Source organism: Streptosporangium sp. NPDC004631 (assembly GCF_053601935.1).
On record NZ_JBSGCR010000019.1, the window covers coordinates 74,151 to 97,641 of the forward strand.

22 protein-coding genes are annotated in these 23,491 nt (G+C 70.3%); 17 read left to right on the top strand and 5 right to left on the bottom strand.

Going from position 1 to position 23,491, the window contains the following annotated elements; translation table 11 throughout:
• The first annotated feature begins 4 nt into the window (after positions 1–4).
• From ACWEF2_RS19950 to ACWEF2_RS20010, 13 genes are all read left to right on the top strand, one after another.
• The gene (locus tag ACWEF2_RS19950; RefSeq protein ID WP_453817174.1) at positions 5–1,693 is read left to right on the top strand and encodes an ABC transporter substrate-binding protein; all 1,689 of its coding nucleotides are present in this window, start codon (positions 5–7) and stop codon (positions 1,691–1,693) included.
• Positions 1,694–2,734 carry an ABC transporter permease gene (locus ACWEF2_RS19955; protein ID WP_453817176.1) on the top strand — a complete coding sequence of 347 codons (1,041 nt, stop codon included), beginning with the start codon at positions 1,694–1,696 and terminating at the stop codon, positions 2,732–2,734.
• Positions 2,734–3,702 (top strand): ABC transporter permease, encoded by a 969-nt coding sequence (locus ACWEF2_RS19960; protein WP_453817178.1) that lies wholly within the window; start codon positions 2,734–2,736, stop codon positions 3,700–3,702. Before ACWEF2_RS19955 ends, ACWEF2_RS19960 begins: the two co-directional genes overlap by 1 nt.
• Positions 3,695–4,789, top strand: coding sequence for an ABC transporter ATP-binding protein (locus ACWEF2_RS19965; RefSeq protein WP_453817180.1), 1,095 nt, complete (start codon positions 3,695–3,697; stop codon positions 4,787–4,789). The genes ACWEF2_RS19960 and ACWEF2_RS19965 overlap by 8 nt, the downstream gene beginning before the upstream one ends.
• A 7-nt stretch (positions 4,790–4,796) precedes the next feature.
• Entirely contained in the window at positions 4,797–5,858 is a 1,062-nt protein-coding gene (locus tag ACWEF2_RS19970; protein WP_453817182.1) for an ABC transporter ATP-binding protein, read from the top strand.
• Between the two features lie 32 nt (positions 5,859–5,890).
• Entirely contained in the window at positions 5,891–6,844 is a 954-nt protein-coding gene (locus ACWEF2_RS19975) for a bifunctional riboflavin kinase/FAD synthetase (RefSeq protein ID WP_453817184.1), read from the top strand.
• Between the two features lie 227 nt (positions 6,845–7,071).
• Positions 7,072–7,341: a 30S ribosomal protein S15 gene (rpsO, locus tag ACWEF2_RS19980; RefSeq protein ID WP_089207893.1), complete on the top strand. Its 270-nt coding sequence runs from the start codon at positions 7,072–7,074 to the stop codon at positions 7,339–7,341.
• A gap of 320 nt (positions 7,342–7,661) precedes the next feature.
• Complete coding sequence (locus ACWEF2_RS19985; RefSeq protein WP_453817187.1) at positions 7,662–9,983, top strand: polyribonucleotide nucleotidyltransferase; 2,322 nt, start codon at positions 7,662–7,664, stop codon at positions 9,981–9,983.
• Positions 9,983–11,293, top strand: coding sequence for a M16 family metallopeptidase (locus ACWEF2_RS19990; protein WP_453817189.1), 1,311 nt, complete (start codon positions 9,983–9,985; stop codon positions 11,291–11,293). The genes ACWEF2_RS19985 and ACWEF2_RS19990 overlap by 1 nt, the downstream gene beginning before the upstream one ends.
• A gap of 175 nt (positions 11,294–11,468) precedes the next feature.
• Positions 11,469–12,206, top strand: coding sequence for a 4-hydroxy-tetrahydrodipicolinate reductase (gene dapB / locus ACWEF2_RS19995; RefSeq protein ID WP_453817190.1), 738 nt, complete (start codon positions 11,469–11,471; stop codon positions 12,204–12,206).
• Between the two features lie 185 nt (positions 12,207–12,391).
• Complete coding sequence (locus tag ACWEF2_RS20000) at positions 12,392–12,901, top strand: GNAT family N-acetyltransferase (RefSeq protein WP_453817191.1); 510 nt, start codon at positions 12,392–12,394, stop codon at positions 12,899–12,901.
• A 774-nt stretch (positions 12,902–13,675) separates the two neighbouring features.
• A complete protein-coding gene (locus ACWEF2_RS20005) occupies positions 13,676–14,305 on the top strand; it encodes a carbonic anhydrase (protein WP_453817193.1) in 630 nt (209 codons plus the stop codon).
• Between the two features lie 428 nt (positions 14,306–14,733).
• Complete coding sequence (locus ACWEF2_RS20010; RefSeq protein WP_453817195.1) at positions 14,734–15,060, top strand: hypothetical protein; 327 nt, start codon at positions 14,734–14,736, stop codon at positions 15,058–15,060.
• Positions 15,061–15,429: 369 nt separating this feature from the next.
• Here ACWEF2_RS20010 and ACWEF2_RS20015 read toward each other — a convergent pair whose 3' ends face one another.
• The 3 genes from ACWEF2_RS20015 to ACWEF2_RS20025 form a co-directional block, all read right to left on the bottom strand.
• Entirely contained in the window at positions 15,430–16,308 is an 879-nt protein-coding gene (locus ACWEF2_RS20015) for a 1,4-dihydroxy-2-naphthoate polyprenyltransferase (protein ID WP_453817197.1), read from the bottom strand.
• Positions 16,309–16,333: 25 nt separating this feature from the next.
• Positions 16,334–16,945, bottom strand: coding sequence for an N-acetyltransferase family protein (locus ACWEF2_RS20020; protein ID WP_453817199.1), 612 nt, complete (start codon positions 16,943–16,945; stop codon positions 16,334–16,336).
• A 132-nt stretch (positions 16,946–17,077) separates the two neighbouring features.
• The gene (locus tag ACWEF2_RS20025) at positions 17,078–17,680 is read right to left on the bottom strand and encodes a CGNR zinc finger domain-containing protein (protein ID WP_453817201.1); all 603 of its coding nucleotides are present in this window, start codon (positions 17,678–17,680) and stop codon (positions 17,078–17,080) included.
• A gap of 442 nt (positions 17,681–18,122) precedes the next feature.
• Here ACWEF2_RS20025 and ACWEF2_RS20030 point away from each other — a divergent pair, with 442 nt between their 5' ends.
• The gene (locus tag ACWEF2_RS20030) at positions 18,123–18,599 is read left to right on the top strand and encodes a peroxiredoxin (protein ID WP_453817203.1); all 477 of its coding nucleotides are present in this window, start codon (positions 18,123–18,125) and stop codon (positions 18,597–18,599) included.
• Between the two features lie 133 nt (positions 18,600–18,732).
• Complete coding sequence (locus tag ACWEF2_RS20035) at positions 18,733–19,035, top strand: putative quinol monooxygenase (RefSeq protein WP_453817205.1); 303 nt, start codon at positions 18,733–18,735, stop codon at positions 19,033–19,035.
• Between the two features lie 44 nt (positions 19,036–19,079).
• On the opposite strand, the gene ACWEF2_RS20040 is transcribed toward ACWEF2_RS20035, so the two are convergent.
• On the bottom strand, positions 19,080–19,811 hold the full coding sequence (locus ACWEF2_RS20040) for a GntR family transcriptional regulator (protein WP_453817207.1): 732 nt from the start codon (positions 19,809–19,811) through the stop codon (positions 19,080–19,082).
• Between the two features lie 511 nt (positions 19,812–20,322).
• On the opposite strand from ACWEF2_RS20040, the gene dapA reads away from it, so the two are divergent.
• A complete protein-coding gene (gene dapA / locus ACWEF2_RS20045) occupies positions 20,323–21,249 on the top strand; it encodes a 4-hydroxy-tetrahydrodipicolinate synthase (RefSeq protein ID WP_453817209.1) in 927 nt (308 codons plus the stop codon).
• A gap of 155 nt (positions 21,250–21,404) precedes the next feature.
• Positions 21,405–23,090 carry a ribonuclease J gene (locus tag ACWEF2_RS20050; RefSeq protein WP_453817211.1) on the top strand — a complete coding sequence of 562 codons (1,686 nt, stop codon included), beginning with the start codon at positions 21,405–21,407 and terminating at the stop codon, positions 23,088–23,090.
• Between the two features lie 97 nt (positions 23,091–23,187).
• On the opposite strand, the gene ACWEF2_RS20055 is transcribed toward ACWEF2_RS20050, so the two are convergent.
• Positions 23,188–23,454: a helix-turn-helix domain-containing protein gene (locus ACWEF2_RS20055; protein WP_453817213.1), complete on the bottom strand. Its 267-nt coding sequence runs from the start codon at positions 23,452–23,454 to the stop codon at positions 23,188–23,190.
• Positions 23,455–23,491 lie beyond the last annotated feature (37 nt).

Consider the following 23,491-nt stretch of genomic DNA (forward strand, 5'->3'; position numbering starts at 1 on the left):
CCCCATGAAGCGCACCATCACCGTCACGGCGAGCGCGGCCCTGCTCGCCCTCTCCGCGGCCTGCTCGGGAGGCTCCTCCCAGGCCGGACCCGCCGCACCTGCCGACCCCTCCCAGGCGGGCTCCGCGGCCTTCCAGGAGCAGCACAGGGGCGGCACGCTCCGCCTGCAGGCCAAGGCGGGGGACGGCACGCTCGACCCGCACATCAACTACAGCAACGGCAACTGGCAGGTCTTCCAGGCCATGTACGACGGCCTGCTGGCCTTCAAGAAGGTCGGCGGCGAGGCCTCCTACGACGTGGTGCCCGACCTGGCCGAGGCGATGCCCGAGGTCAGCCAGGACGGCAGGTCCTACACCTTCACCCTCCGCAAGGGCGTGAAGTTCGCCGGGGGCGGCGAGGTCACCGTCGACGACGTGGTGGCCTCCTTCGAGCGGATCTACAAGGTCTCCGGACCCACCTCGGGCACCTTCTACGCCGGGATCGTCGGCGCCGCCGACTGCGTCAAGAGGCCCAGGGAGTGCACGCTCACCAAGGGCGTGGTCGCCGACAGGGTCAAGAACACCGTCACGGTCAACCTGGTCAAGCCCGACTCGGAGTTCCCGCTCAAGCTCGCGCTCCCGCACGCGGCGGTGCTGCCGAAGGAGACCCCGGCCAAGGACCAGGGCAGCACGCCGATCGGCGGCACCGGCCCCTACACGGCGGTCTCCTACGACCCCAACAAGGAGCTCAGGCTCGTCCGCAACCCCAACTTCACCGAGTGGTCGCGCGAGGCGCAGCCGCAGGGCTACCCGGACGAGATCGTCTACTCCTACGGCCTCACCGCCGAGGCCGCGGTCACCGCGATCCAGAACGGCCAGGCCGACTGGGTCTTCGACCCGCTGCCCGCCGACCGGCTCGGTGAGATCGGCGCCAAGTACGCCTCCCAGGCGCACGTGAACCAGCTCTCGGCCTTCTGGTATCTCCCGCTCAACGTCAACCTCGCCCCCTTCGACAAGCCCGAGGCCCGTCAGGCGCTCAACTGGGCGATCGACCGCGACGCCGTGGTGAAGATGTACGGCGGGGCCAACGTGGCCCAGCCCGCCTGCACGCTGCTGCCGCCCGGCATCCCCGGCCACGCCGACTTCTGCGACTTCCCCAAGCCGGACCTGGCCAAGGCGAGGCAACTCGTCCAGAGCTCCGGCACCGCGGGCCAGGAGGTCTCGGTGGTCGTCGCCGACGACGACGTCAGCAAGCAGATCGGCGAGTACGTCCGCAGCACCCTGACGCAGATCGGCTACCGGGCCAAGCTCAAGGTCATCTCGACGAACATCCACTTCACCTACATCCAGAACGACAAGAACAAGGTCCAGGTCAGCGTCTCCCAGTGGTACGCCGACTACCCCGCGGCCTCGGACTTTTTGAACGTGCTGCTCTCCTGCGCGTCCTTCCGCCCCGGCAGCGACTCCAGCATCAACATCTCCGGCTTCTGCGACAAGGACGTCGACGCCCGGATCGCCGAGGCCATGACGCTGGACCGGACCGACAAGAACGCCGCGAACGTCAAGTGGGGCGAGCTCGACCGCGACCTGACCAAGGCGAGCCCGATCATCCCGCTGTTCACCCCCAAGCAGGTGGACTTCGTCTCCGCCCGGGTCGGCAACTACCAGTTCCACAAGCAGTTCTTCATGCTGATCTCCCAGCTCTGGGTCAAGTAGATGAGCACGGTGAACGGGGCCGAGACCATCCCTGTCGCCGCCGCCCCGGTCCGGCCAGGCGCCGGGCCGTGGCGGCGGGCCGCCCCCCGGATCCTGCGCAACCGCTCGGCGATGGCCGCGGGGGCCGGGCTGTTCCTCATCGCACTCGCCTGCCTGCTGGCCCCGGTATACGCGGGCCTGGTCGCGCACACCGACCCGTTCGTCTCCAACATCTCCGGCACCACGATCGTGGGCGGCCAGGAGGTCCAGGTCCTCCAGCAGAGCACCGAGGGCCTCGGTCTCGGCGTCACCCCGATCGGCCCGACCTGGGACCCGGCCCACTACCTCCTCGGCGCCGACAACCAGGGCCGTGACGTCATGGCCAGGCTCCTGTACGGCGGGCGCAACAGCCTGCTGATCGGCGTCTCCTCGGCCCTGCTCTGCTGCGCGCTGGCCACCGGGCTCGGCGTGATCGCCGGATACTTCGGCGGCTGGATCGACGCGGTGCTCTCCCGGTTCTTCGACGTGATCTGGGCCTTCCCCGTCTACCTGCTGGCCATCTGCCTGTCGGTGGTGCTGCTCACCAGCGGCCTGCACCTGGGGCCGGTCCACATCGACGCGGGCAGCCTCGCGCTGCCGGTCGTCATCATCGCGCTCATCTACGTCCCGTACGTCGCCCGGCCGCTGCGCGGGCAGGTGATGACGCTGCGCGGCAAGGAGTTCCTGCACGCGGCCGTGGGCCTGGGCGCGAGCGACTCGCGGATCATGCGCCGTGAGGTGCTGCCGAACATCCTGCCCACGGTCGTGGTGTTCCTGCCGCTGATGACCGCGCTCAACATGCTCACCGAGTCGGCGCTGTCCTTCCTGTCGGTCGGGGTCCAGTCGCCCGACGCGAGCTGGGGCACGATCATCAACGACGGCCTGGCCCTGCTCTACACCCGGCCGATGATCACGATCGCCGCCGGTCTGTTCGTCGCGCTGACCGCGGTCGCGCTCAACGTGTTCGGCGACGGCGTGCGCGACGCGCTCGACCCGAACGCCCGGCTGCGGGGAGGCGTCTGATGACCGGCTACATCCTGCGGCGCCTCGGCGCCGCGGTGCTCGTCCTCTTCGCGATCAGCGTGCTGGTCTTCCTGATCTTCTTCGCCACCCCGGGGGTGGATCCGGCGGCCCGTATCGCGGGCAAGAACGCCGACCCGGCCACGCTGGAGCAGGTGCGCGCGTCGTTCGGCTTCGACCGGCCGATGCCCGTGCAGTACCTGATGATGATGAAGCACCTCTTCGTCACCCACGACCTCACCTCGTTCGTCAACCGGGGCACGCTGGTGATCCCGCAGATCATGGCCGCGGTCCCGGTCACGCTCTCGCTCGTCGTGGGCGCCGCGGTGATCTGGATGGTGCTCGGCGTGGCGATGGGCACCCTGGCCGGCGCCATGCGCGGCACGGTGGTCGACCCGCTGGTCATGCTGCTCGGCGTCTTCGGCGTCTCGCTGCCGGTCTACTGGCTGGGCGAGGTGGTCAACCTGATCACCCAGAAGGAGCTGCACGACTCGGTCTTCTCCTGGGTGCCGCCGCTCGGCTACGTCCCGCTCTCGGAGAGCCCCGGACAGTGGGCGCTCCACCTGCTGCTGCCCTGGCTCACCCTGGCCCTGCTGTACGCGGGGATCTACGCCAGGCTGCTCCGCGGCGAGCTGATCCAGGCGCTCGGCGAGGACTACGTGCGCACCGCCCGCGCCAAGGGCCTGTCCGAACGGCGCATCCTGATCAGGCATGCCCTGCGCTGCTCGCTGATCCCGATCGTGTCGCTGTTCGGCCTGGACTTCGGCGCCCTCGTCGGCGGCGCCGCGCTGCTCACCGAGGTGGTCTTCGGCCTGCCGGGCGTCGGCAAGCTCACCTACCAGGCGCTGCAGAACCTCGACCTGCCCGTGATCATGGGTTCGGTCCTGTACGCGGCCTTCTTCGTCGTGCTGGCCAACGCCGTGGTGGACGTCCTGTACGCCCGGCTCGACCCGAGGGTGCGCCGTGCCTGACCAACCGCTTCTCGACGTCACCGATCTCCGGGTCCGCTTCCGCACCGGCGGGGGCCGGTTCACCGCCGTCGACGGCCTGTCCTTCTCGGTACGGCCCGGCGAGGTGCTGGGCGTGGTGGGGGAGTCCGGTTCGGGGAAGAGCGTGTCGATGCTCGGTGTGCTCCGCCTGATCCGCACCCCAAACGCTGAAATTTCCGGAAATGTCATCTTTCGCGGACGGGATCTGCTGGCGTTGGGGGACCGCGAGATGCGGGCGATCAGGGGCCGGGAGATCGCCATGATCTTTCAGGACCCGATGACCGCCCTCACCCCGGTCTACCCGGTCGGCCGGCAGATCGCCGAGCAGATCCGCGCCCACGAGAAGGTCTCCAGGAGGGCGGCCCGCGACCGCGCGGTCAGGCTGCTCGACGAGGTCGGCATCCCCGCCCCCGGCAAGCGGGTGGACTCCTACCCGCACGAGTTCTCCGGCGGCATGCGCCAGCGCGTGGTCATCGCCATGGCGCTGTCGTGCAACCCCGGACTGCTGATCGCCGACGAGCCCACCACCGCGCTCGACGTCACCACCCAGGCGCAGATCCTCGACCTGATGCGCCGCCTGCGCGCCGACCACGGCTCGGCGATCGTCATGATCACCCACGACATGGGGGTGGTCTCCGAGATCGCGGACGAGGTCCTGGTCATGTACGGCGGGCGCGCGGTGGAGCGCGGTCCCCGCAGGGACGTCTTCCACGCCCCCCGTCACCCCTACACCTGGGGCCTGCTCGACTCGGTGCCCCGGGTGGGCGGCCCGCGCGTCCGGCGGCTGCCCACCATCCCCGGCATTCCCGGCGTCTCGGCCGCAGGCTGCCCGTTCGCCGACCGCTGCGCCCACCGCCACGCCGCCTGCGACGAGGCTCCCCCGCTCACCGGCGCGGCCGGTCACCTCGACGCCTGCCGGCTCCCCGAGGAGGGCCGGGGCCTGATCCGGCGCGGCGACCGGGACGGAGGCCGGGACGGTGACCCGAGGGGGGACCGGCGCGGCGACCGGCGCGGCCAGGACTCGGCCCCGGCACGGAGTACCGCCCTCGTGGCGGATGAGGAACGGTGAGCGATCTGTGAACACAACGGACAAGACGGACAAGGCGTGCGTGGCAGACGCGACAGGCGGGGTGGACGCGACGCCCGGCCCCCTGCTCAGGGCGACCGGCGTGGTCAAGCACTTCAGGGGGCGGGGCCGACGCGGCGTGCAGGCCGTCAACGGGGTGTCGCTGGAGGTCCGTACCGGGGAGACCCTCGGCGTGGTCGGCGAGTCCGGGTGCGGCAAGTCCACGCTCGGCCGCTGCCTGGTCCGGCTGACCGACCTCACCGCGGGCACGGTGGAGTTCGACGGGCAGGACATCACCACCCTGTCCCGGCGGAGCCTCCGCCCGGTCCGCAGGGGCCTGCAGCTGGTCTTCCAGGACCCCTACGCCTCACTCAACCCGCGCCGCACCGCCGGTGACGCGGTCGCCGAGCCGCTCAGGATCCACGGTCACGGCGGTGCCGCCTCGGTCGAAAAGCGGGTCGCCGACCTGTTCGACCTGGTCGGCCTGGCCAGAACCCACCTGGACCGCTACCCCCACGAGTTCTCCGGCGGCCAGCGCCAGCGGATCGGCATCGCCAGGGCCATCGCCCTGTCACCCAGGCTGGTGGTGGCCGACGAGCCGGTCTCCGCGCTGGACGTGTCGGTGCAGGCGCAGGTGCTCAACCTCTTCGCCGACCTGCAGGAGGAGCTGGGGCTCACCTACGTCTTCATCGCGCACGACCTGGGCGTGGTACGGCACGTGTCGGACCGGATCGCGGTGATGTACCTCGGGGAGATCGTCGAGGTGGCCGAGGCCGAGGCGCTGTACGCCGCCCCCACGCATCCCTACACCCACGCCCTGCTCTCGGCGGTCCCGGAGATCGACGACGGGTCCGGGGCGCCGCGCCGCGAGCGCGTCGTGCTGACCGGCGACGTGCCCAGCCCGATCGACCGGCCCACCGGCTGCTCCTTCCACCCCCGCTGCCCGGCCGCCCGGGCGCGCTGCCGTACCGAGCGTCCGCCGCTGAATCACGTCGGCGGACGTCAGGTGGCCTGTCACTTCCCGCTGACCTCCCCGATTGGAGTCGGGGCCGGTCAGCATGGCAGGCTTTAGGGGTCGATCCGCTACAAGGGGAAGAGGCTACGGTGCGAGGCTGGCACGGATTGGACGACGTGCCCGAAGACTGGGGCAGGTCCGTCATCACGATCGGCGTCTTCGACGGGGTTCACCGGGGTCACCAGCAGATGGTCGCCCGCGCCGTCGCGATGGCCGCCGAGCTCGGGCTTCCCTCGGTGGTGGTGACCTTCGACCCGCATCCCGAGGAGGTCGTGCGGCCGGGCACGCATCCGCTCCGGCTGACCACGGCCCGGCACCGCACCGAGCTGCTCGCCGGGCTCGGCGTGGACGCGGTCTGCGTGCTGCCGTTCACGCTGGAGTTCTCCCGGATGACCCCGGACGAGTTCGTGCAGACCGTGCTGGTGGACCGGTTGCACGCGGCGGGGGTCGTCGTGGGGGAGAACTTCCGCTTCGGTCACAAGGCGGCGGGCGACGTCGAGACGCTGCAGACCCTCGGGGAGAAGTACGACTTCGTGGCCGAGGCGGTCCCGCTGGTCAGCAACGGGGAGGCCATCTCCTCCACCCTCATCCGCGACCGCCTCGCCGCGGGGGACATGGACGCCGTGGCGCTGGCCCTCGGCCGCCCGCACCGGGTCGAGGGCGTGGTCGTCCGCGGCTACCAGCGCGGCCGGCGGCTCGGCTTCCCGACGGCCAACGTGGAGCCGCCGGACTTCACCGCGATCCCGGCCGACGGCGTCTACGCCGGTTGGCTGCAGGGTGTCGCGACCGGCAACCTGCCCGCCGTCTACGGCGGCGAGCGCTGGCCCGCCGCGATCTCGGTGGGCACCAACCCCACCTTCGAGGGAGTGCCCCGCACCGTCGAGGCGTACGCGCTCGACCGTGACGACCTGGACCTCTACGGCGCCCACATGGCCGTCGACTTCGGGACCCGGCTCCGCGCCAACCTCAGGTTCGACTCGGTCGAGGAGCTCATCGAGCAGATGCGCGCCGATGTGGACGAGGCCCGCCGCCTCACCTCCTGACCTCGGCTCCGGCGCACCTCGGCCGGATGGCCGGTGCGCGTGGCCGTACAGCCGGGTCGTGACCCGCGAATGTGCGAGAGTCCGAGACCTGGTGGTAACCTGGCATGTCAGCTCTGTGACCGGTGGTGTCGAAACCCCGGCGCTGATCTCGCCACGGCGACTGTAGGCACGCACGGTCGCTCGGGCATCTGAAAATCGCGCGTGCCCGTAGAGGTTCAAGGAGAAACGTGTCGCTCGACACCGCCGCCAAGAAGCAGATCATCGGTGAGTACGCCAAGGGTGAGACCGACACCGGTTCCCCCGAGGTGCAGATCGCGCTGCTGAGCAAGCGCATCAGCGAGCTCACCGAGCACCTGAAGCTGCACAAGCACGACCACCACAGCCGTCGTGGTCTGCTGCTGCTGGTCGGCCGCCGCCGCCGGCTGCTCAAGTACCTGCAGAGCAAGGACATCGCGCGCTACCGTTCGCTGATCGAGCGGCTCGGTCTGCGCCGATAACGTTGTGAGGGAGCGGCGTTCACGCCGCTCCCTCATCTCATATGGGCAGGTGTCGGCGCGTCGCGCCGTTAAGACGCCGCCCCGGTGAGCAAAACTGAATAGCCGAGATAGTGCCCCGCGTCCGCACAGCAAGCGCGCCCCACGGCGTCGGAGGGCCGGTCCTCGGTAGTGGCCCCCGGTCATCATGGTGTGAGCCATACGGAACCGGGCGCTTCGATCGAAGACCGGCGCTGCACCTACGGGGAGCCGGCAAGAAGACGACTCAGGCGCATCACGCGCGCCTGAGTGGACGCGGGCGACCGACCCAGAGGAGGTCCCCCGTGGAGGGTGTCCACAGCAGTGAAGCCGTTATCGACAACGGCCCCTTCGGCACACGCACCGTCCGGTTCGAGACCGGCCGGCTCGCGCGCCAGGCGGCGGGTTCCGCCGTCGTCCACCTCGACGACGAGACGATGGTCCTCTCCGCGACCACCGCCTCCAAGAACCCGAAGGAAAACCTCGACTTCTTCCCGCTGACGGTCGACGTCGAGGAGCGGATGTACGCCGCGGGCCGCATCCCCGGCTCCTTCTTCCGGCGTGAGGGCCGTCCCTCCGAGGACGCCATCCTCACCTGCCGCCTGATCGACCGGCCGCTCCGCCCGTCGTTCGTCAAGGGGCTGCGCAACGAGATCCAGGTCGTGGCGACCATCATGGCGCTCAACCCCGACCACCTCTACGACGTGGTCGCGATCAACGCCGCCTCCCTCTCCACCCAGCTCGCCGGGCTGCCCTTCTCCGGCCCGATCGGCGGCGTCCGCGTCGCCCTGATCGAGGGCCGGTGGGTGGCCTTCCCGACCCACACGGAGCTGGCGAACGCCACCTTCGACATGGTGGTGGCGGGCCGCGTCCTGGAGGACGGCGACGTCGCGATCATGATGGTCGAGGCCGAGTCCACCCGTGACACGCTCAAGCTCGTCGCCGAGGGGGCCGTCGCGCCGACCGAGGAGACCGTGGCGCAGGGCCTGGAGGCCGCCAAGCCGTTCATCAAGGTGCTCTGCGAGGCGCAGGCCAAGATCGCCAAGGTCGCCGCCAAGGAGACCGCCGAGTACCCCCTGTTCCTCGACTACCAGGACGACGTCCTGGAGGCCGTGACCGGCGCGGTGAGCAGTGAGCTGGCCGCCGCGCTGACCATCGCGGGCAAGAAGGAGCGCGAGGCCGAGCTCGACCGGCTCAAGGCCCTGGCGGCGGAGAAGGTCGGCCCCGACTTCGAGGGCCGTGAGAAGGAGATCGGCGCCGCGTTCCGGTCGCTGACCAAGAGGCTCATGCGCGAGCGGGTCATCTCCGAGGGCGTCCGCATCGACGGCCGGGGCGTCAAGGACATCCGCCAGCTCAACGCCGAGGTCCACGTCGTGCCCCGGGTGCACGGCTCGGCCCTCTTCGAGCGCGGCGAGACCCAGATCCTGGGCATCACCACGCTCAACATGCTCCGGATGGAGCAGATGATCGACACGCTCAACCCCGAGCGCACCAAGCGCTACATGCACAACTACAACTTCCCGCCCTACTCCACCGGTGAGACCGGCCGGGTGGGCTCGCCCAAGCGCCGGGAGATCGGCCACGGCGCGCTCGCCGAGCGGGCCCTCGTCCCGGTCCTGCCGGCCCGCGAGGAGTTCCCCTACGCGATCCGTCAGGTCTCCGAGGCGCTCGGCTCCAACGGCTCGACCTCGATGGGCTCGGTCTGCGCCTCGACCATGGCGCTGCTCGACGCCGGTGTCCCGCTCAAGGGCATCGTCGCGGGCATCGCGATGGGTCTCATCAACGAGGGCGACGAGTACGTCACGCTGACCGACATCCTCGGTGCCGAGGACGCCATGGGCGACATGGACTTCAAGGTCGCCGGCACCAAGGACCTCATCACCGCGCTCCAGCTCGACACCAAGCTCGACGGCATCCCCGCCTCGGTCCTGGCCGCCGCGCTGAAGCAGGCCAAGGGCGCCCGTCTGGCCATCATCGACGTGATGCAGGAGGCCATCGACTCCCCGGCGGAGATGAACGCGACGGCCCCGCGCATCATCACGATCAAGGTCCCGGTGGACAAGATCGGCGAGGTCATCGGCCCGAAGGGCAAGATGATCAACCAGATCCAGGACGACACCGGCGCCGAGATCACGATCGAGGACGACGGAACCATCTACATCGGCGCCACCGACGGCCCGTCCGCGGAGGCGGCCAGGTCGGCGATCAACGCCATCGCCAACCCGCACATGCCGGAGGTCGGCGAGCGCTACCTGGGCACGGTCGTCAAGATCGCCGCCTTCGGTGCCTTCATCTCCCTCATGCCGGGCAAGGACGGCCTCCTGCACGTCTCCCAGATCCGCAAGCTGCACGGCGGCAAGCGCATCGAGAACGTCGAGGACGTCATGAACGTCGGCGAGAAGGTCCAGGTGGAGATCGCCGAGATCGACTCGCGCGGCAAGCTCTCCCTGGTGCCCGTCGAGGTCATCGAGAAGGAGGCCGCGGCCAAGGCCGAGGGCGGCTCCTCCGACGAGCCGGTCGCCTCCTCCGACGACCAGCCCCGGGAGGAGCGGCCCCGCCGTACCCGTACCCGGAGCAGCGGCGGCGGCGGCAACGGCAGCCGCGGAGGAGAAGACCGCAACTCGTGATGACCACCACTGCGTACCCCGGCCCCGACGGTGCCGGGGTCGTACGGCGCACCGTCCTCCCCGGTGGGCTCCGGGTGGTGACCGAGTCCATGCCGACCGTGCGTTCCGTCGCGGTCGGCATGTGGGTCGGCATCGGCTCGCGTGACGAGACCCCCGAGCACATGGGGGCCTCCCACTTCCTTGAACACCTGTTGTTCAAGGGCACCCCCACACGGGACGCCCTGGAGATCTCCGCAGCCATCGAGGGCATCGGCGGTGAGATCAACGCCTTCACCGCCAAGGAGTACACCTGTTACTACGCGCGGGTCCTGGACGAGGACCTGCGGGTGGCGATCGACGTGCTCGCCGACGTGGTGACCTCCTCGCTCATCACCCCCGAGGACGTCGAGGCCGAGCGTGGCGTGATCCTGGAGGAGATCGCCATGCACGACGACGATCCCTCGGACGTGGTGCACGAGCAGTTCTCCGCCGAGCTGTACGGCGACACGCCCATCGGCCGGCCGATCCTCGGCACGGTCGACTCGATCAACGCGGTCAGCCGTGACCGGATCGCGGAGTACTACCGGCGCTACTACCTGCCCACCCGCACCGTGGTGTCGGTGGCGGGCAACGTCGACCACGAGCAGGTCGTCGCCCTGGTCGCCGCCGCCTACGAGCGGGCCGGAGCCCTCGGCGGGGACGCCTCGCCGCTCGCCCCGCGCGTCTCCGGCCCCGGGGTCGAGACCCGCTCCGGCGTCCGGGTGCTGCACCGGCCGACCGAGCAGGCCAACCTGGTCCTCGGCACGACCGGCCTCACCCGCACCGACGAGCGCCGCTTCGCGCTCGGCGTGCTCAACGCGGCGCTCGGCGGCGGCATGTCCTCGCGGCTGTTCCAGGAGATCAGGGAGAAGCGGGGCCTGGCCTACTCGGCCTACTCCTACACCTCCGCCTACGCCGACACCGGCCAGTTCGGCATCTACGTCGGCTGCCTGCCCTCGAAGATCGACGACGTGCTGAAGATCTGCAACGAGGAGATCCTCCGGGTGATCGCCGACGGCATCACCGAGGAGGAGGTCGTCCGCGGCAAGGGACAGCTCCGCGGCGGCCTCGTGCTGGGCCTGGAGGACACCGGCTCCCGGATGTCCAGGATCGGCAAGGGCGAGCTGGTCTTCGACGAGCAGCTCACCGTGGACGACGTGCTGGCCAGGATCGAGGCGGTGACCCCGGACGAGATCACCGAGGTCACCCGTGACGTGCTCAGCCGCCCGACCACCCTCGCGGTCATCGGCCCCTACGAGGACAAGGACTTCAGCTGGGCTCTGAACGCCTAGCGATCCTCACAGCGAACGGCCCCGGTGCTCCCGCTCCGGGGCCGTCTCGCCCTCCCCGTCCCGGTGCGGGGACCCTTCCCGAGATCTCTTCCCGAGGTGTCCCCCGGTGGGGCCCGGAACGTGCCGGGCGAGGTCGGCGCGGCCCTGGGAGGGGGGAAGGTATAGCCTTGGGGCCGTGATCAGGGTTGGAGTTCTCGGCGCCCGAGGGCGTGTCGGTATCGAAGTGTGCAAGGCCGTGGCCGCGGCGGACGACCTGGAACTGGTCGCGGCCGTCGACAAGGGCGACCCGATCGAGGAGCTGGAGGGCTCCGAGGTGGTGGTCGACTTCACCCACCCCAACGTGGTCATGAGCAACATCGAGTGGTGCGTCTCCCACGGCATCCACACGGTGGTCGGCACCACCGGCTTCGACGCCGAGCGCCTGGCCACCGTGCGCGGCCGGCTTGAGACAACCCCCGGCGTCAACGTGCTGATCGCCCCCAACTTCGGTATCGCGGCCGTGCTGATGATGCACTTCGCCCAGCAGGCCGCCCGTTACTTCGACTCGGCCGAGATCGTCGAGCTGCACCACCCGAACAAGGCGGACGCGCCCTCGGGCACCGCGCGCCGTACGGCGGAGCTGATCGCCGAGGCGAGGCGCAGGGCCGAGGCCGCTCCCATGCCCGACGCCACCAGCGCCGAGATGGAGGGCGCGCGGGGCGCGGACGTGGACGGGGTCCGGGTGCACTCGGTACGGCTGGCCGGGCTGATCGCCCACCAGGAGGTGCTCCTGGGCGGTGACGGGGAGATTCTCACCATCCGGCACGACACCATGAACCGCTCGTCGTTCACGCCGGGCGTGCTGCTGGGGGTGCGCCGGATCGGCGAGATGCCGGGACTGACCGTCGGCCTGGAGCATCTGCTCGGCCTGTAGGCCGGGAACGCCGGCGCCGTGCCGTTCGTCGTCCGGGCATGACACGATCCCGGCTCACCTGCCCACTCTGCGCGGGCGCCGAGTTTCGTCGGAAGCACGGCAGGATCGACAGCCGATGAGGGGGATCACCTCCCACCGGATACCCCTCATGGTCTGCACGCGGTGCCGCTATATCCTCCAGTTCCATGACAAGCACTCGATCTTCGACTTCGCCGGAGATCCGCTGGGCCGAGCCGGGCGAGCTGCCGGGGCTCGCCGCGGTCGAGGTCGCGGCCGACGGGCTGTTCGCCCAGGTGGGGATCGCCTTTCCGGCGGGGACCACGATGATCGAGGAGACCGGCGACCCGTCGCGGGTCCTGGTCGCCGGTGATCCGCCGATCGGGTTCGCCATGATCGGCTGGGTGGACGGCACGGTCCACCTCGACCAACTCGCCGTCCACCCCGGCCACGGGCGCCGGGGCGTCGGCGGGCGCCTGCTGGAGGCGGTCTGCGACCACGCGGCCTCGGCCGGTTCGGCGGCCGTGACGCTGACCACCTTCCGGGACGTGCCGTGGAACGCGCCCTGGTACGCCCGGCACGGCTTCGCCGTACTCGACCCCGCCGAATGGGGGCCGGAACTGACCGCACTGGTGGCTCACGAACGGGACCTGGGCATCGACCTCGCCCCCCGTGTCGTCATGCGCCGATCCCGGTGAGAGGCGGCGCGGGGGCGGCCTGCGGTATAGGCGGGGATACGCCGGTGGGGCCACGTAACCCGAGGCTATTGCCGGGATAACAAAAGATCTTGCGATCGCCTCCGGCCCCGATCCCGTAGATCTTTCCAATACGCCCCAGTGGAGAGGGTGGACCGGCCGGAGGGGGTGCGCGTCGTGAATGTTCTCGAACCCCACCGCGGTGTGCCGAGCAGGCTACGGAGCGTTTTCCGGAGAGTCGCCGGTGGTGGAGAATCACTCCGAATGGGCGGGCGGCGTTGAACGGCCGATCTCGCGTGGGGCGGTCCGTGAAACCGTCGATTTCGATCCTGCGGCCATTCCGTCCGGATTGATTTCCCTCAACAAATCCCCGTTCGCCTTCTCGGGGCGCGCCGGCCATGGCGGCGCCGGACTTATTCGCCCGAGGCGGGTTTTGGCTTCCGCGGCTCCGGTCACTAAAAAGATTTTTATGCGCTCATTTGGTGATTCGTCGCCTGGTCCCCGCCGGACGGCGCCCCGGAGTGGCGTGACACGCCTCCTCGGGGCGGCCGAGACCGCAGCCCCGAGCGTCCACCGGCTCCGATGGATCGATCCAGGTGGGCGGGGCTGCCCCCGGTTCGCCCCGAGGCCGTTCGCAGCCGACGGTCCTAACGTTCGCTCGCCGAACGCTAACCATGTTCAAGCTCTCCTCTGGCCCGCTCCTCGTCGGCCACTCAATACGGTGCGGAGAAACCCAGACCAAAGGGTGCGGACAAAACCCGGACCAAGGAGGCGTTCTTGAACAGCTTACTGATGAACGCGCGTATGTTCTGGCGCCGGACCGTCGATTACGGCCAGGAGTATCGCCACCTGGCCAATGGTCAGTGGCCGCAGGCGCTGTTCATCTCCTGCTCGGATTCGCGGGTGATTCCGGCGCTGATCACCTCGGCGCGACCGGGTGACCTGTTCGAGTTGCGGAACGCGGGCAACATCGTGCCGCCGCACGACGCGCCGTCGGCCTCGGGGGAGGTGGCGACGATCGAGTACGCGGTCGGGGTGCTGGAGGTCCGCAACATCGTGGTCTGCGGGCACTCGCACTGCGGGGCGGTGGGGGCGGTGGTGCGGGGTGAGGACCTGTCGGCGCTTCCGGGGGTGAACGGCTGGCTGGACCTGGCGCGGCCGGGCCTGGAGGGAGTGTCGGGGCGGCCGCCGCGGGACCGGGCGCTGCTGGAGTTCGTGCAGCGGCACGTGGTCGCGCAGCTGCGGACCCTCAGCGCCTACCCGATGGTCAAGCGCGAGGTGGAGGCCGGGCGGCTGAAGCTGCACGGCTGGGTCTACCAGGTCGACACCGGCGAGCTGAAGGAGCTCGACGAACACGGCGAGTTCCGCTCACAGAACGCGTGGTGGTCGGCCCCGGCCGAACAGTGACAAGCACCTGACGGCAGCCGGCCGTTAGGTGACCCACCTCCGAGTTGTACGGCCCGCGTCACGCGGAACGGGCACGCGCCGACCGGGCACCTTCTTGAGCTCCATGTTCGACCCTGACGTTTTTTGTTCCGTTTGGTCTCCCGGTCACCCGGTGACTCGCCATCCGGCATCAATCCGGACGACGTCCTGGAGTGTCCTGACGCGTTTCCTCGGTGACCCACCGGTCGCCGGTCCCGCACCAGAAGACCCGTGGCAGCTCCCAAGCGCGCGGTGATCCCGTCTACGCCCCCGTACCCGCGGGGTCACCGGGTCTGCCACTCCGAGTGGCCCCGGGAGACGTCACCGGTATCCAGCCCTCCCCCAGGGGCCGAACCGGACGACGATCCCGGGGCCACACCCCCTCACTACCAGCAGCAAAGGAGCTGACCGTGATCCCCTTTCCGGGTACGCCGGTGGCTGAGCGGCTGAGCGCGAATATCTCCCGGCTGGACACGATCATCGCCATTGATCACCTCCAGCAGGCCCTGCACGGCCACGGTGTCTACACCTCCCTCGCCTACGAGGAGGGACAGCCGTGCCTGCACGTCAGAAACGATCTGACCATCTGGGCCGATCCGCACGGGCAGACGTTCTTCTGGTCCACCTGCCACGGTGAACGCGCCGAGCGCGGTCCCGTCGAGGAACTGGAGCGGGTCGCCCGCCGGATCGCCGAACGCTTCGCCGTCCCCCCCTCCGTGGCGGGGTCGGCGAGATGAGACCGGCGCGGCGGCCGGGCAGGGAACCGGTTCAGTGGGGGGCCCGTTTCCTGCGCCGCCGCGTCCTCCCGCGCGCCCCGGGGACGCAGACAGGTGGACGCGCGGACCAGGTGCAGGCCGGTCTGGGGTGGCACTCGACCGGCCTGCACCACCCTCCCGGAAGACCCCGGGAAACCCCTCCATGAGCCGCGTGGTGGCCGGAAGAGCCGACCTTCCGGCCGCCACGCTCCATCCCCGCGACAGGCACTCCGCGCGGAACACCGGCGGAGCGTCCGACCTGTCCTCCCGGCGCGTCTCGGGCCGCCGGCGAGGGACGGGCGATCAGTGGGCCGGTGACAGGCGTCCGTTCCGCGGGGCGTCCAGCGCGTTCTACAGGGCGCTCAGCGCCAGGCCGGCCGTGAACAGCAGGCCGTAGACGAGCTGGAACCGGCCGGTCTGCTGGAGTGTGGCGATCAACGCGGGGCCGGTGACGCCCCGCCTGACGGCCTTCACCGGGGTGATCGCGAGCGGGGCGGCGAGTACGGCCAGCGCCGCGAACGGCTCCCGCAGCGCCATGGCCGGTGCGATGACCAGCGGCAGCACCAGGCAGAGGGTGTAGAGGACGCGGGTCCGGTTGTCGCCGAGCACCACGGCCATGGTGCGCTTGCCCGCAGGGCCGTCGCCCACGATGTCGCGCAGGTTGTTGACCACCAGCATCGCGCAGGCCAGCAGGCCCACCGGGACCGAGGCCACGAGGGCGGTCCAGGGCAGCCGTTCGAGCTGCACGAACGTGGTGCCCGCCACCGCGACCAGGCCGAAGAACACGAAGACCGAGACCTCGCCGAGGGCGCGGTAGCCGTACGGCCTGGAGCCGCCGGTGTAGAACCAGGCCGCCGCGATCGACGCCGCGCCGACCAGGAGCAGCCACCACGCCCGGGTGGCCACGACCAGTGCCAGCCCGGCCACCGCGGCGGCCAGGAAGCAGCCGAAGGCCGCGGTGAGCACCTCGCGTGGTGACGCGGCCCCCGAGCCGACCAGGCGCATCGGGCCGACCCGTTCGTCGTCGGTGCCCCGCACGCCGTCGCTGTAGTCGTTGGCGTAGTTCACCCCCACCTGCAGGGCGAGCGCGACGAACAGGGCGAGAAGCGCCCGCCACCACACGGCCCCGTCGTGGCCGAGCGCCACCCCGGTGCCGACGGCGACCGGGACGACGGCGGCGGGAAGGGTGCGCGGACGTGCTCCGGCGATCCACTGGCTCGGGGTGGCCATGGTGCTGCGAGCTTCCTCTCCGGGGTTAGCTGATGTCGGTGGCCAGGCGGACCATCCGCACGGAACGGCCGATGTTCAGGACCCGCTCGGCTCCGTCCTCACCCCAGCCGGCCGACTCCAAAAAGCCCAGCACCGGGTGGTTGTCGGCGAAGACCCAGGTCACGATGGTGTGGTAGCCGTCCTCCCTGAGGTGGTCGACCGTGGCGTTCAGGAGGCGGCTGCCGTGGCCGCGCCGTACGTAGTCGGGGTCCACCAGGAAGGTGAGCATCTCACCCGTCGTGGTGGGGGTGAGATCGGGGTCCTCGGCCGGGGCGTGCGAGGCCAGGCCCGCCACCCGCTCCGCGCCCCGGGAGGCGGCGGCGGCCTCGATGCCGCCCGGCCCCAGCGCGGGGAAGGCGTCGGTGTCCAGCACGACCTGCTCCACCGCGACCAGCACCCGGTGGCGCGGGCTGGGCGGGGAGACGATCGCCTCGTCCCACTGCCGCCGCCAGAGCGCCTCCGCCGCCGCGCCGGTCATCTGCTCCAGCGGCCCCTCGGGAAGGAAACTCCGGTAGCCGTACTTCCAGGCGCGAATCTGGGTGCTCGTCACCGCGGCGACATCATCGTGCCGAGCCGCCCGCACGCCTACGTCTGCCATTTCGGCCCGCTCCTTCTCTGCCGTCTGCCGTCGCCTCAGGACACGCCGCCTCGCAGGTCTCGTGCCACGCGAGCGGGCATCAGGCGGGTGGATCCGCGAGACAGGCTCCTACACCGTATCGGGGAATCCGACTCAGGGATGACGCGAGTCTGTCTCGGTCTGACGCCGGGCCCGGTATGCCCTGGTCTTCGTGCGGTTGCCGCAGACCCTCATGGAACACCAGGAGCGCGAGCGGTTCTTGGAGGAGTCGATGAAGGCCCACTGGCAGGTGCTCTCGGCGCAGACCTTCAGCCTCGGCCACCTGCCGTCCGCGTGCGCGCCCATCACGGCCGCCGCGATCCCGGCCAGCGCGCCGGGCACCCCGGTGGAGACGGGTTCGAGGGCCGGTCCGGACGCGGTCAGCGCGACCCGTAACGGGAGCGCGGCGAACGGCCGGGACGGTCCAGGCCGCCGCTCCTCGCCGCCGTGGTCGCGGTCGCCGCCGGGGCCGTCGCCGTTGTCGGCGCGGTCGTGGGTGCCGTCGCGGTCGTGGTTGTGGCGGAGCGCCGCGCGCAGAGCCTCCCGCAGATCGGCGGCCAGGCTCACGTCGGCGTCGCCCGCGCTGTCTCCCGGCCCGATCAGGCCGCGTCCGCCGAGCCAGGCGGTCAGGGCCGCGGGTGACGGGATCGAGTCGGTGCCGCTCTCGACGTCGTAGGTGTTCACGAAGTCGCACACCAGGTCCGCGGGGTTGTCCATGTGGTCGCTCACCTCTCTGCGACCACTGTATGCCAGTAGGGGGTGGTGCTCATCGCGACACTTTCATAGTGCTTTAAGTGGTGTTGAACGGCGCGATACGGCTCCGCGCGCCGGCCTCCCGGCTCCGCGCGCCGGCCTCCCGGCTCCGCGCGCCGGCCCCCTGCCGGTAGGCCGATTCCCCGGGCCCCGGGGGGTGATCCGCCCGGCGGGGCCGCCCGGGAGGGGGCCCGCCGGAGCCCCGGTTCCGCACCGAGGTCGTTCTTCCGCTGACAACGGGCCTCCTTCCGCCGACAATGGGAGGGCATTACCGATCTTCGGCCCTGCCGGTCGGAAACCACCCACGGCGGGCGGTTCGGGCACCTGCGGTGACGAAGGCTCGATGACGAAGGCTCAGTGGCACAGGTTCAGTGACGCAGGTTCAGTGACACAGGGAGGACATGTCGTGAGTGGAAGCCTCGCGGTCGGAGATGTGGTCGAGGATTTCGAGCTCTTCGACGAGACCGGTACGGCCCGGCGCCTCACCGATCTTCTCACCAAGGGGCCGGTGGTCCTGTTCTTCTACCCGGCGGCCATGACCTCGGGATGCACGGCGGAGAGCTGTCATTTCCGGGATCTGGCGAGCGAGTTCGCCGAGGTCGGCGCGGGTCCGGTGGGCATCAGCCGCGACACCGTCGCCCGGCAGAGACGTTTCGCCGAGACCAACGCCCTGGGCTTCCCCCTGCTGTCGGATCCGGACGGCGCCGTGGCCCGCAGTCTCGGTGCCCGCCGTAACTTCGCGGTGGGCCCCTTCCTCACCCGCCGGATGACCTTCGTCATCGACACCGACCGCAGTCTCCTCGCGGTGATCCACAGTGAGGCCAGCATGCAGACCCACGCAGACCGGGCGCTGGAGGTCCTGCGGGCGCGCTCCGGAGCGTGACCGGCTGGAACGGCCCCGTCTTTTAGCCGCATCCTTTAAAGGTCCGGGGCGAGCACGCGGTGTAGCCGTGGTCATGACACGGAGACGCTGAGGGGAGACAGCGAAACCTTCGCTGGAGCCGGCGGGAGGATACATGGTCACCCTGGGACTGTTCGTTCTACTCGAAGCCAAGCCCGGCAAGGAGGCCGAGGTGGAGGACTTCTTGAGGGAGGCCCTCCCGCTTGTCGAGGCGGAGCCCGGGACCACCGCCTGGTTCGCGATCCGCCTGGGGACGACCACCTACGCCGTCTTCGACGCCTTCCCCGACGAGGCCGACCGTGACGCCCATCTGGAGGGCCAGGTCGCCGAGGCCCTGAGGCGGCAGGGCGGGCATCTCTTCGCCAAGGCTCCGGCCGTCAACAAGCTGGACGTCCTCGCCGCGAAACTGCCGAAGTAGGGATCCGTGGACCCCGGCTCTGATCTCACGTTGTCGCCGGAGTGTTAGGGCTGCGGAGGGAGAGGGTGGGTGTAAACCAGGCGGAATCGGTCGCCGGGGATGACGATGTCGCTGGTCTCGACCGGCCGGTCGCCGGCCCAGTGGGTGCGTTCCACGTGCAGGACGTGAACGCCCGCCGGGAGGGCGAGGGTGTCGCTCTCCGCGGGCTGGGGGACGCGGGTGTAGACCTGCTCCACTATCTCGGTGACCTTGACCCCGGCGGCGGACAGGCGGGCGATCAGGCTGCGGGGGGTCTCCTCGGCGGCGGGTTCGCCGAACCCGGCGGGCTCGTAGGAGGTGGCGAGCTGCAGCGGCCTGCCGTCACCGCGCAGGACGTAGCGGGTGCGGGTCACCGGGACCGAGCCGTCCAGCCGCAGGCGCTGGGCGATGTCGGGGGTGGCCTCGGCGCGCTCGATCCGCCACTCCCGGGTGGTGCGGGTGCCCTGTGTCTGGACGTCGGCGCCGACGGGGGCATGGTGGTCGTGGAAGCGCCAGCGGTGCAGTGGGAGCAGCGTGGGCCTGGCCCTGACGTAGTGACCGGAGCCGACGCGGCCGACGATCAGGCCCTCGGTGGCGAGCACGCGGAGTGCGTGGCGGGCGGCGGTCTCGCCCACGCCGTACTTGCGGGTGAGCTGGGCGCGGGAGGGGATCGGCGCGCCGGGGGAGAGGGAGCCGTCGACGATCTGGCGGCGGATATCGGCGACGACGCGCAGGTAGACCGGATCGGAGCTTGCCACGTGTCCATCCCTGGGTTTGACGGGCGTCGCCCCATCCTGACGTATTCGGCGCACAACTCAGGGTAATGGCGGCAATTTGGAACTCCAACTTTGCGTGGCGCCGAGAAAGGGGCTGAAAATATCTCAGAGTCCATGTAACGCCCGCGTAAGTGCCCGCGATTCAACGGTAGAGGTCGTCGGTGTGTGTACCCCCGAGCACATACCGGCGGCCTCTTCGGCGCCCGCGGAGCCGGGAGGGCCGGATCGGGCCGCCTCGGGCGGAGAGGGTGTCCGAAACGCCGCCCGACGTGATCGCGGAGACCGGAACGTCGTGTCCCGCGGGGGTCCCGGCGGCCGGCGGCACCCCCGGGCACCTCGGCCGCCCCAGGCCCCGGCCACCGCTCGCATATTCGCGTGTACGGTATGCAGTAGGTGTGGTGGGGAGATATTCCCCCTTGGCCCCATCGGTGTACAGAGGCTAGGCGGGGTGGCGGGGTCTACCGTTTCTACGGATCCGGGTAGCGTTCGGTTTATGGCAGCGCCAACTGGAACCTCCGACGCCCCTTTCGGCCGCATGCTGACCGCCATGGTCACCCCGTTCACCGACGACGGCGAGGTCGACTACGAGGGAGTGCGAAGCCTGGCCACCTATCTGGTGGACGAGCAGCGCAACGACGGCCTCGTGGTGAGCGGTACCACGGGGGAGTCCCCGACCACCTCCGACGAGGAGAAGGAGCGCGTCCTGCGTGCCGTTGTCGAGGCGGTCGGTGACCGTGCCACGATCGTGGCCGGCGCGGGCACCAACGACACCCGGCACAGCGCCGAACTGGCCCGTGCCGCCGAGCGCGCCGGGGCCCACGGCCTGCTGGTGGTGACGCCCTACTACAGCAAACCGCCACAGGAGGGGCTCTACCGGCACTTCACCGCCGTGGCCGACGCCACCGGCCTGCCGGTCATGCTCTACGACATTCCGGGGCGCAGCGGTGTGCCGATCCAGTCCGACACCCTCGTCCGGCTGGCCGGGCACGAGCGGATCGTCGCGGTGAAGGACGCCAAGGCCGACCTGTTCGCCGGGTCGCAGGTGATGGCCGCCACCGACCTGGTCTTCTACTCGGGTGACGACACGCTCAACCTGCCGTGGCTCTCGGTCGGGGCCGCCGGGTGCGTCAGTGTCGTCGGGCACGTCGTGGGCGCGGAGATCGCCGCGATGATGGAGCTGTACCGCTCGGGTGACGTCGCGGGCGCGCTGGCCGTCCACCGCAGGCTGCTCCCGGTGGTCTCCGGGATCATGACGCAGGCAGGTGGCGCGATCATGGCGAAGGCGGCGCTCACCCTGATGGGGCGGTCCGCCGGCCCGGCGCGATCGCCGCTGACGGAGGCCACCGAGCAGCAGATCGCGCGGCTGCGAGAAGACTTGATCGCGGGCGGCGTGAAGCCGTCCGACGGGGTTGTGTCATGAGCAGGAACGTCGCGGCCGGTATCGGCCGCAGTGGGGAGGAACGGGAGTTTGAGCGACAGAGAACAGAGCGGTTCGCCGGGAACGGGAGTGCTCGGCGAGGGAGCAGTCCTGCCATCCGAGGGAGCCGCCACCGCCTATGAGAAAGGTGTGGCCGCATGAGTCACCCCCATCCCGAGCTCGGGCCACCGCCGCGGCTTCCCGACGGCGCACTCCGCATCGTCGCGCTGGGCGGCCTTGGTGAGATCGGCCGCAACATGGCGGTGTTCGAGTACGACGGCCGTCTGCTGATCGTCGACTGCGGGGTGCTGTTCCCCGAGCCGGACCAGCCGGGCGTCGACCTGATACTGCCCGACTTCGAATACATCAGGAACCGCCTGGACGACGTCGAGGCGGTGGTGCTGACCCACGCGCACGAGGACCACATCGGCGCCGTGCCGTACCTTCTGCGGGAGCGCCGTGACATCCCGATCGTGGGGTCCAGGCTGACGCTGGCGCTGATCGAGGCGAAGCTCACCGAACATCGCATCCAGCCGGTCAAGGTCGGGGTCGTCGAGGGGGAGCGGCGCCGGTTCGGGCCGTTCGAGACGGAGTTCCTCGCCGTCAACCACTCGATCCCGGACGCGCTGGCCGTCGCGATCCGGACACCCGCCGGCATCGTGCTGCACACCGGCGACTTCCGGATGGACCAGCTGCCCAGCGATGGGCGGCTGACCGACCTGGGGGGCTTCGCCAGGCTCGGCGCCGAGGGCGTCGACCTGCTGATGTCGGACTCGACCAACGCCGAGGTGCCGGGCTTCGTCACCAGTGAGCGGGAGATCGCGCCGGTCATCGACGAGGTGGTCCGCACCGCTGAGAAGCGCGTGATCGTGGCGAGCTTCGCCTCCCACATCCACCGCGTCCAGCAGGTCATCGACTCGGCGGAAAAACACGGCCGCAAGGTCGCCCTGGTCGGCCGTTCGATGATCCGCAACATGGGCGTCGCCCGCGACCTCGGCTATCTGAGGGTGTCGCCGGACGTCATCGTCGACTCCAAGGAGATCGAGGGCTGGCCGCCGGAGGACGTGGTGCTGATCTGCACCGGGTCCCAGGGCGAGCCGATGGCGGCGCTGTCGCGGATGGCCAACCGCGACCACCCGATCCGGGTGGCCGAGGGCGACACCGTGCTGCTGGCCTCCTCCCTGGTGCCCGGCAACGAGACCGCCGTCAACAAGGTGATCAACGGGCTGAGCCGCTGGGGCGCCCGCGTGGTGCACAAGGGCAACGCGAAGGTGCACGTCTCCGGGCACGCCGCCGCGGGCGAGCTGCTCTACGTGCTCAACCTGACCCGGCCGTCCAACTTCATGCCGGTGCACGGCGAGTGGCGGCACCTGCGGGCGCACGCCAAGCTCGCCGCGCTCACCGGGGTGCCGGACGACCACATCGTGATCGCCGAGGACGGCGTCGTGGTGGACCTGATCGACGGCCGGGCGAAGATCGTGGGGGCGGTCCCCGCGGGTTACGTCTACGTGGACGGCACCTCGGTGGGCGACGTCACCGACTTCGCGCTGAAGGACCGGCGGATCCTGGGCGAGGAGGGCTTCATCTCCGTCGTCGTGGTGGTCGACACCGGCACCGGCAAGCTGACCGCGGGCCCGGAGATCCACGCCCGTGGATCGGGCATCGACCCCGACCGGCTGGTCGAGATCCTCCCGCAGCTTGAGAGGGCTCTGGAGGAGCACGCGGCCGACGGTGTGGTCGACATCCAGCAGATCCGCCGGGTGGTCCGCAGGACCGTCGGGCGCTGGGTCAGCGACACCTACCGGCGCCGCCCGATGATCATCCCCGTGGTGATCGAGGTCTGATCTCCATCCCGTACGGCGGCCCCACCGACCGCCGTACGGGATGCGCCTGCTCACGATCGTCCCGGCCGTCCCCGAGGACCGGTGATCGAGGTCGCGGCTAGTGGGTCGGGATCCTGCTGGCCAGCAGGATCCCGAGTTCCAACCGGCTCCGGGCGCCTACCAGGGTCATCACCCTGGAGACGTGGCGCTGTACCGTGCGTGATGAGATGTCCAGCTTCTTACCGACGGTGTCGTCGGTCAGGCCGCTCGCCAGCAGTCGAAGTACCTCCGCCTGAAGTTCGTTGACGAGCCCCCGTTCCTGACAGATGTCCAGCCATGTCGTGGCCTGGTGATTTCGGCTGCTCACAGGTGCTTGTGCCAGCATTCAGTCTCCCCGTTGCCGCTGTCTCCCCGTTGAAGGT

What these genes read in the sequence shown, in the direction of transcription:
- ACWEF2_RS19950 (WP_453817174.1), top strand. Translation starts at nt 5, where the DNA reads ATGAAGCGCACCATCACCGTCACGGCGAGCGCGGCCCTGCTCGCCCTC.
- ACWEF2_RS19955 (WP_453817176.1), top strand. Translation starts at nt 1,694, where the DNA reads ATGAGCACGGTGAACGGGGCCGAGACCATCCCTGTCGCCGCCGCCCCG.
- ACWEF2_RS19960 (WP_453817178.1), top strand. Translation starts at nt 2,734, where the DNA reads ATGACCGGCTACATCCTGCGGCGCCTCGGCGCCGCGGTGCTCGTCCTC.
- ACWEF2_RS19990 (WP_453817189.1), top strand. Translation starts at nt 9,983, where the DNA reads ATGACCACCACTGCGTACCCCGGCCCCGACGGTGCCGGGGTCGTACGG.
- ACWEF2_RS20000 (WP_453817191.1), top strand. Translation starts at nt 12,392, where the DNA reads ATGACAAGCACTCGATCTTCGACTTCGCCGGAGATCCGCTGGGCCGAG.
- ACWEF2_RS20015 (WP_453817197.1), bottom strand. Translation starts at nt 16,308, where the DNA reads ATGGCCACCCCGAGCCAGTGGATCGCCGGAGCACGTCCGCGCACCCTT.
- ACWEF2_RS20020 (WP_453817199.1), bottom strand. Translation starts at nt 16,945, where the DNA reads ATGGCAGACGTAGGCGTGCGGGCGGCTCGGCACGATGATGTCGCCGCG.
- ACWEF2_RS20025 (WP_453817201.1), bottom strand. Translation starts at nt 17,680, where the DNA reads ATGGACAACCCCGCGGACCTGGTGTGCGACTTCGTGAACACCTACGAC.
- ACWEF2_RS20035 (WP_453817205.1), top strand. Translation starts at nt 18,733, where the DNA reads ATGGTCACCCTGGGACTGTTCGTTCTACTCGAAGCCAAGCCCGGCAAG.
- dapA (WP_453817209.1), top strand. Translation starts at nt 20,323, where the DNA reads ATGGCAGCGCCAACTGGAACCTCCGACGCCCCTTTCGGCCGCATGCTG.
- ACWEF2_RS20050 (WP_453817211.1), top strand. Translation starts at nt 21,405, where the DNA reads ATGAGTCACCCCCATCCCGAGCTCGGGCCACCGCCGCGGCTTCCCGAC.
- ACWEF2_RS20055 (WP_453817213.1), bottom strand. Translation starts at nt 23,454, where the DNA reads ATGCTGGCACAAGCACCTGTGAGCAGCCGAAATCACCAGGCCACGACA.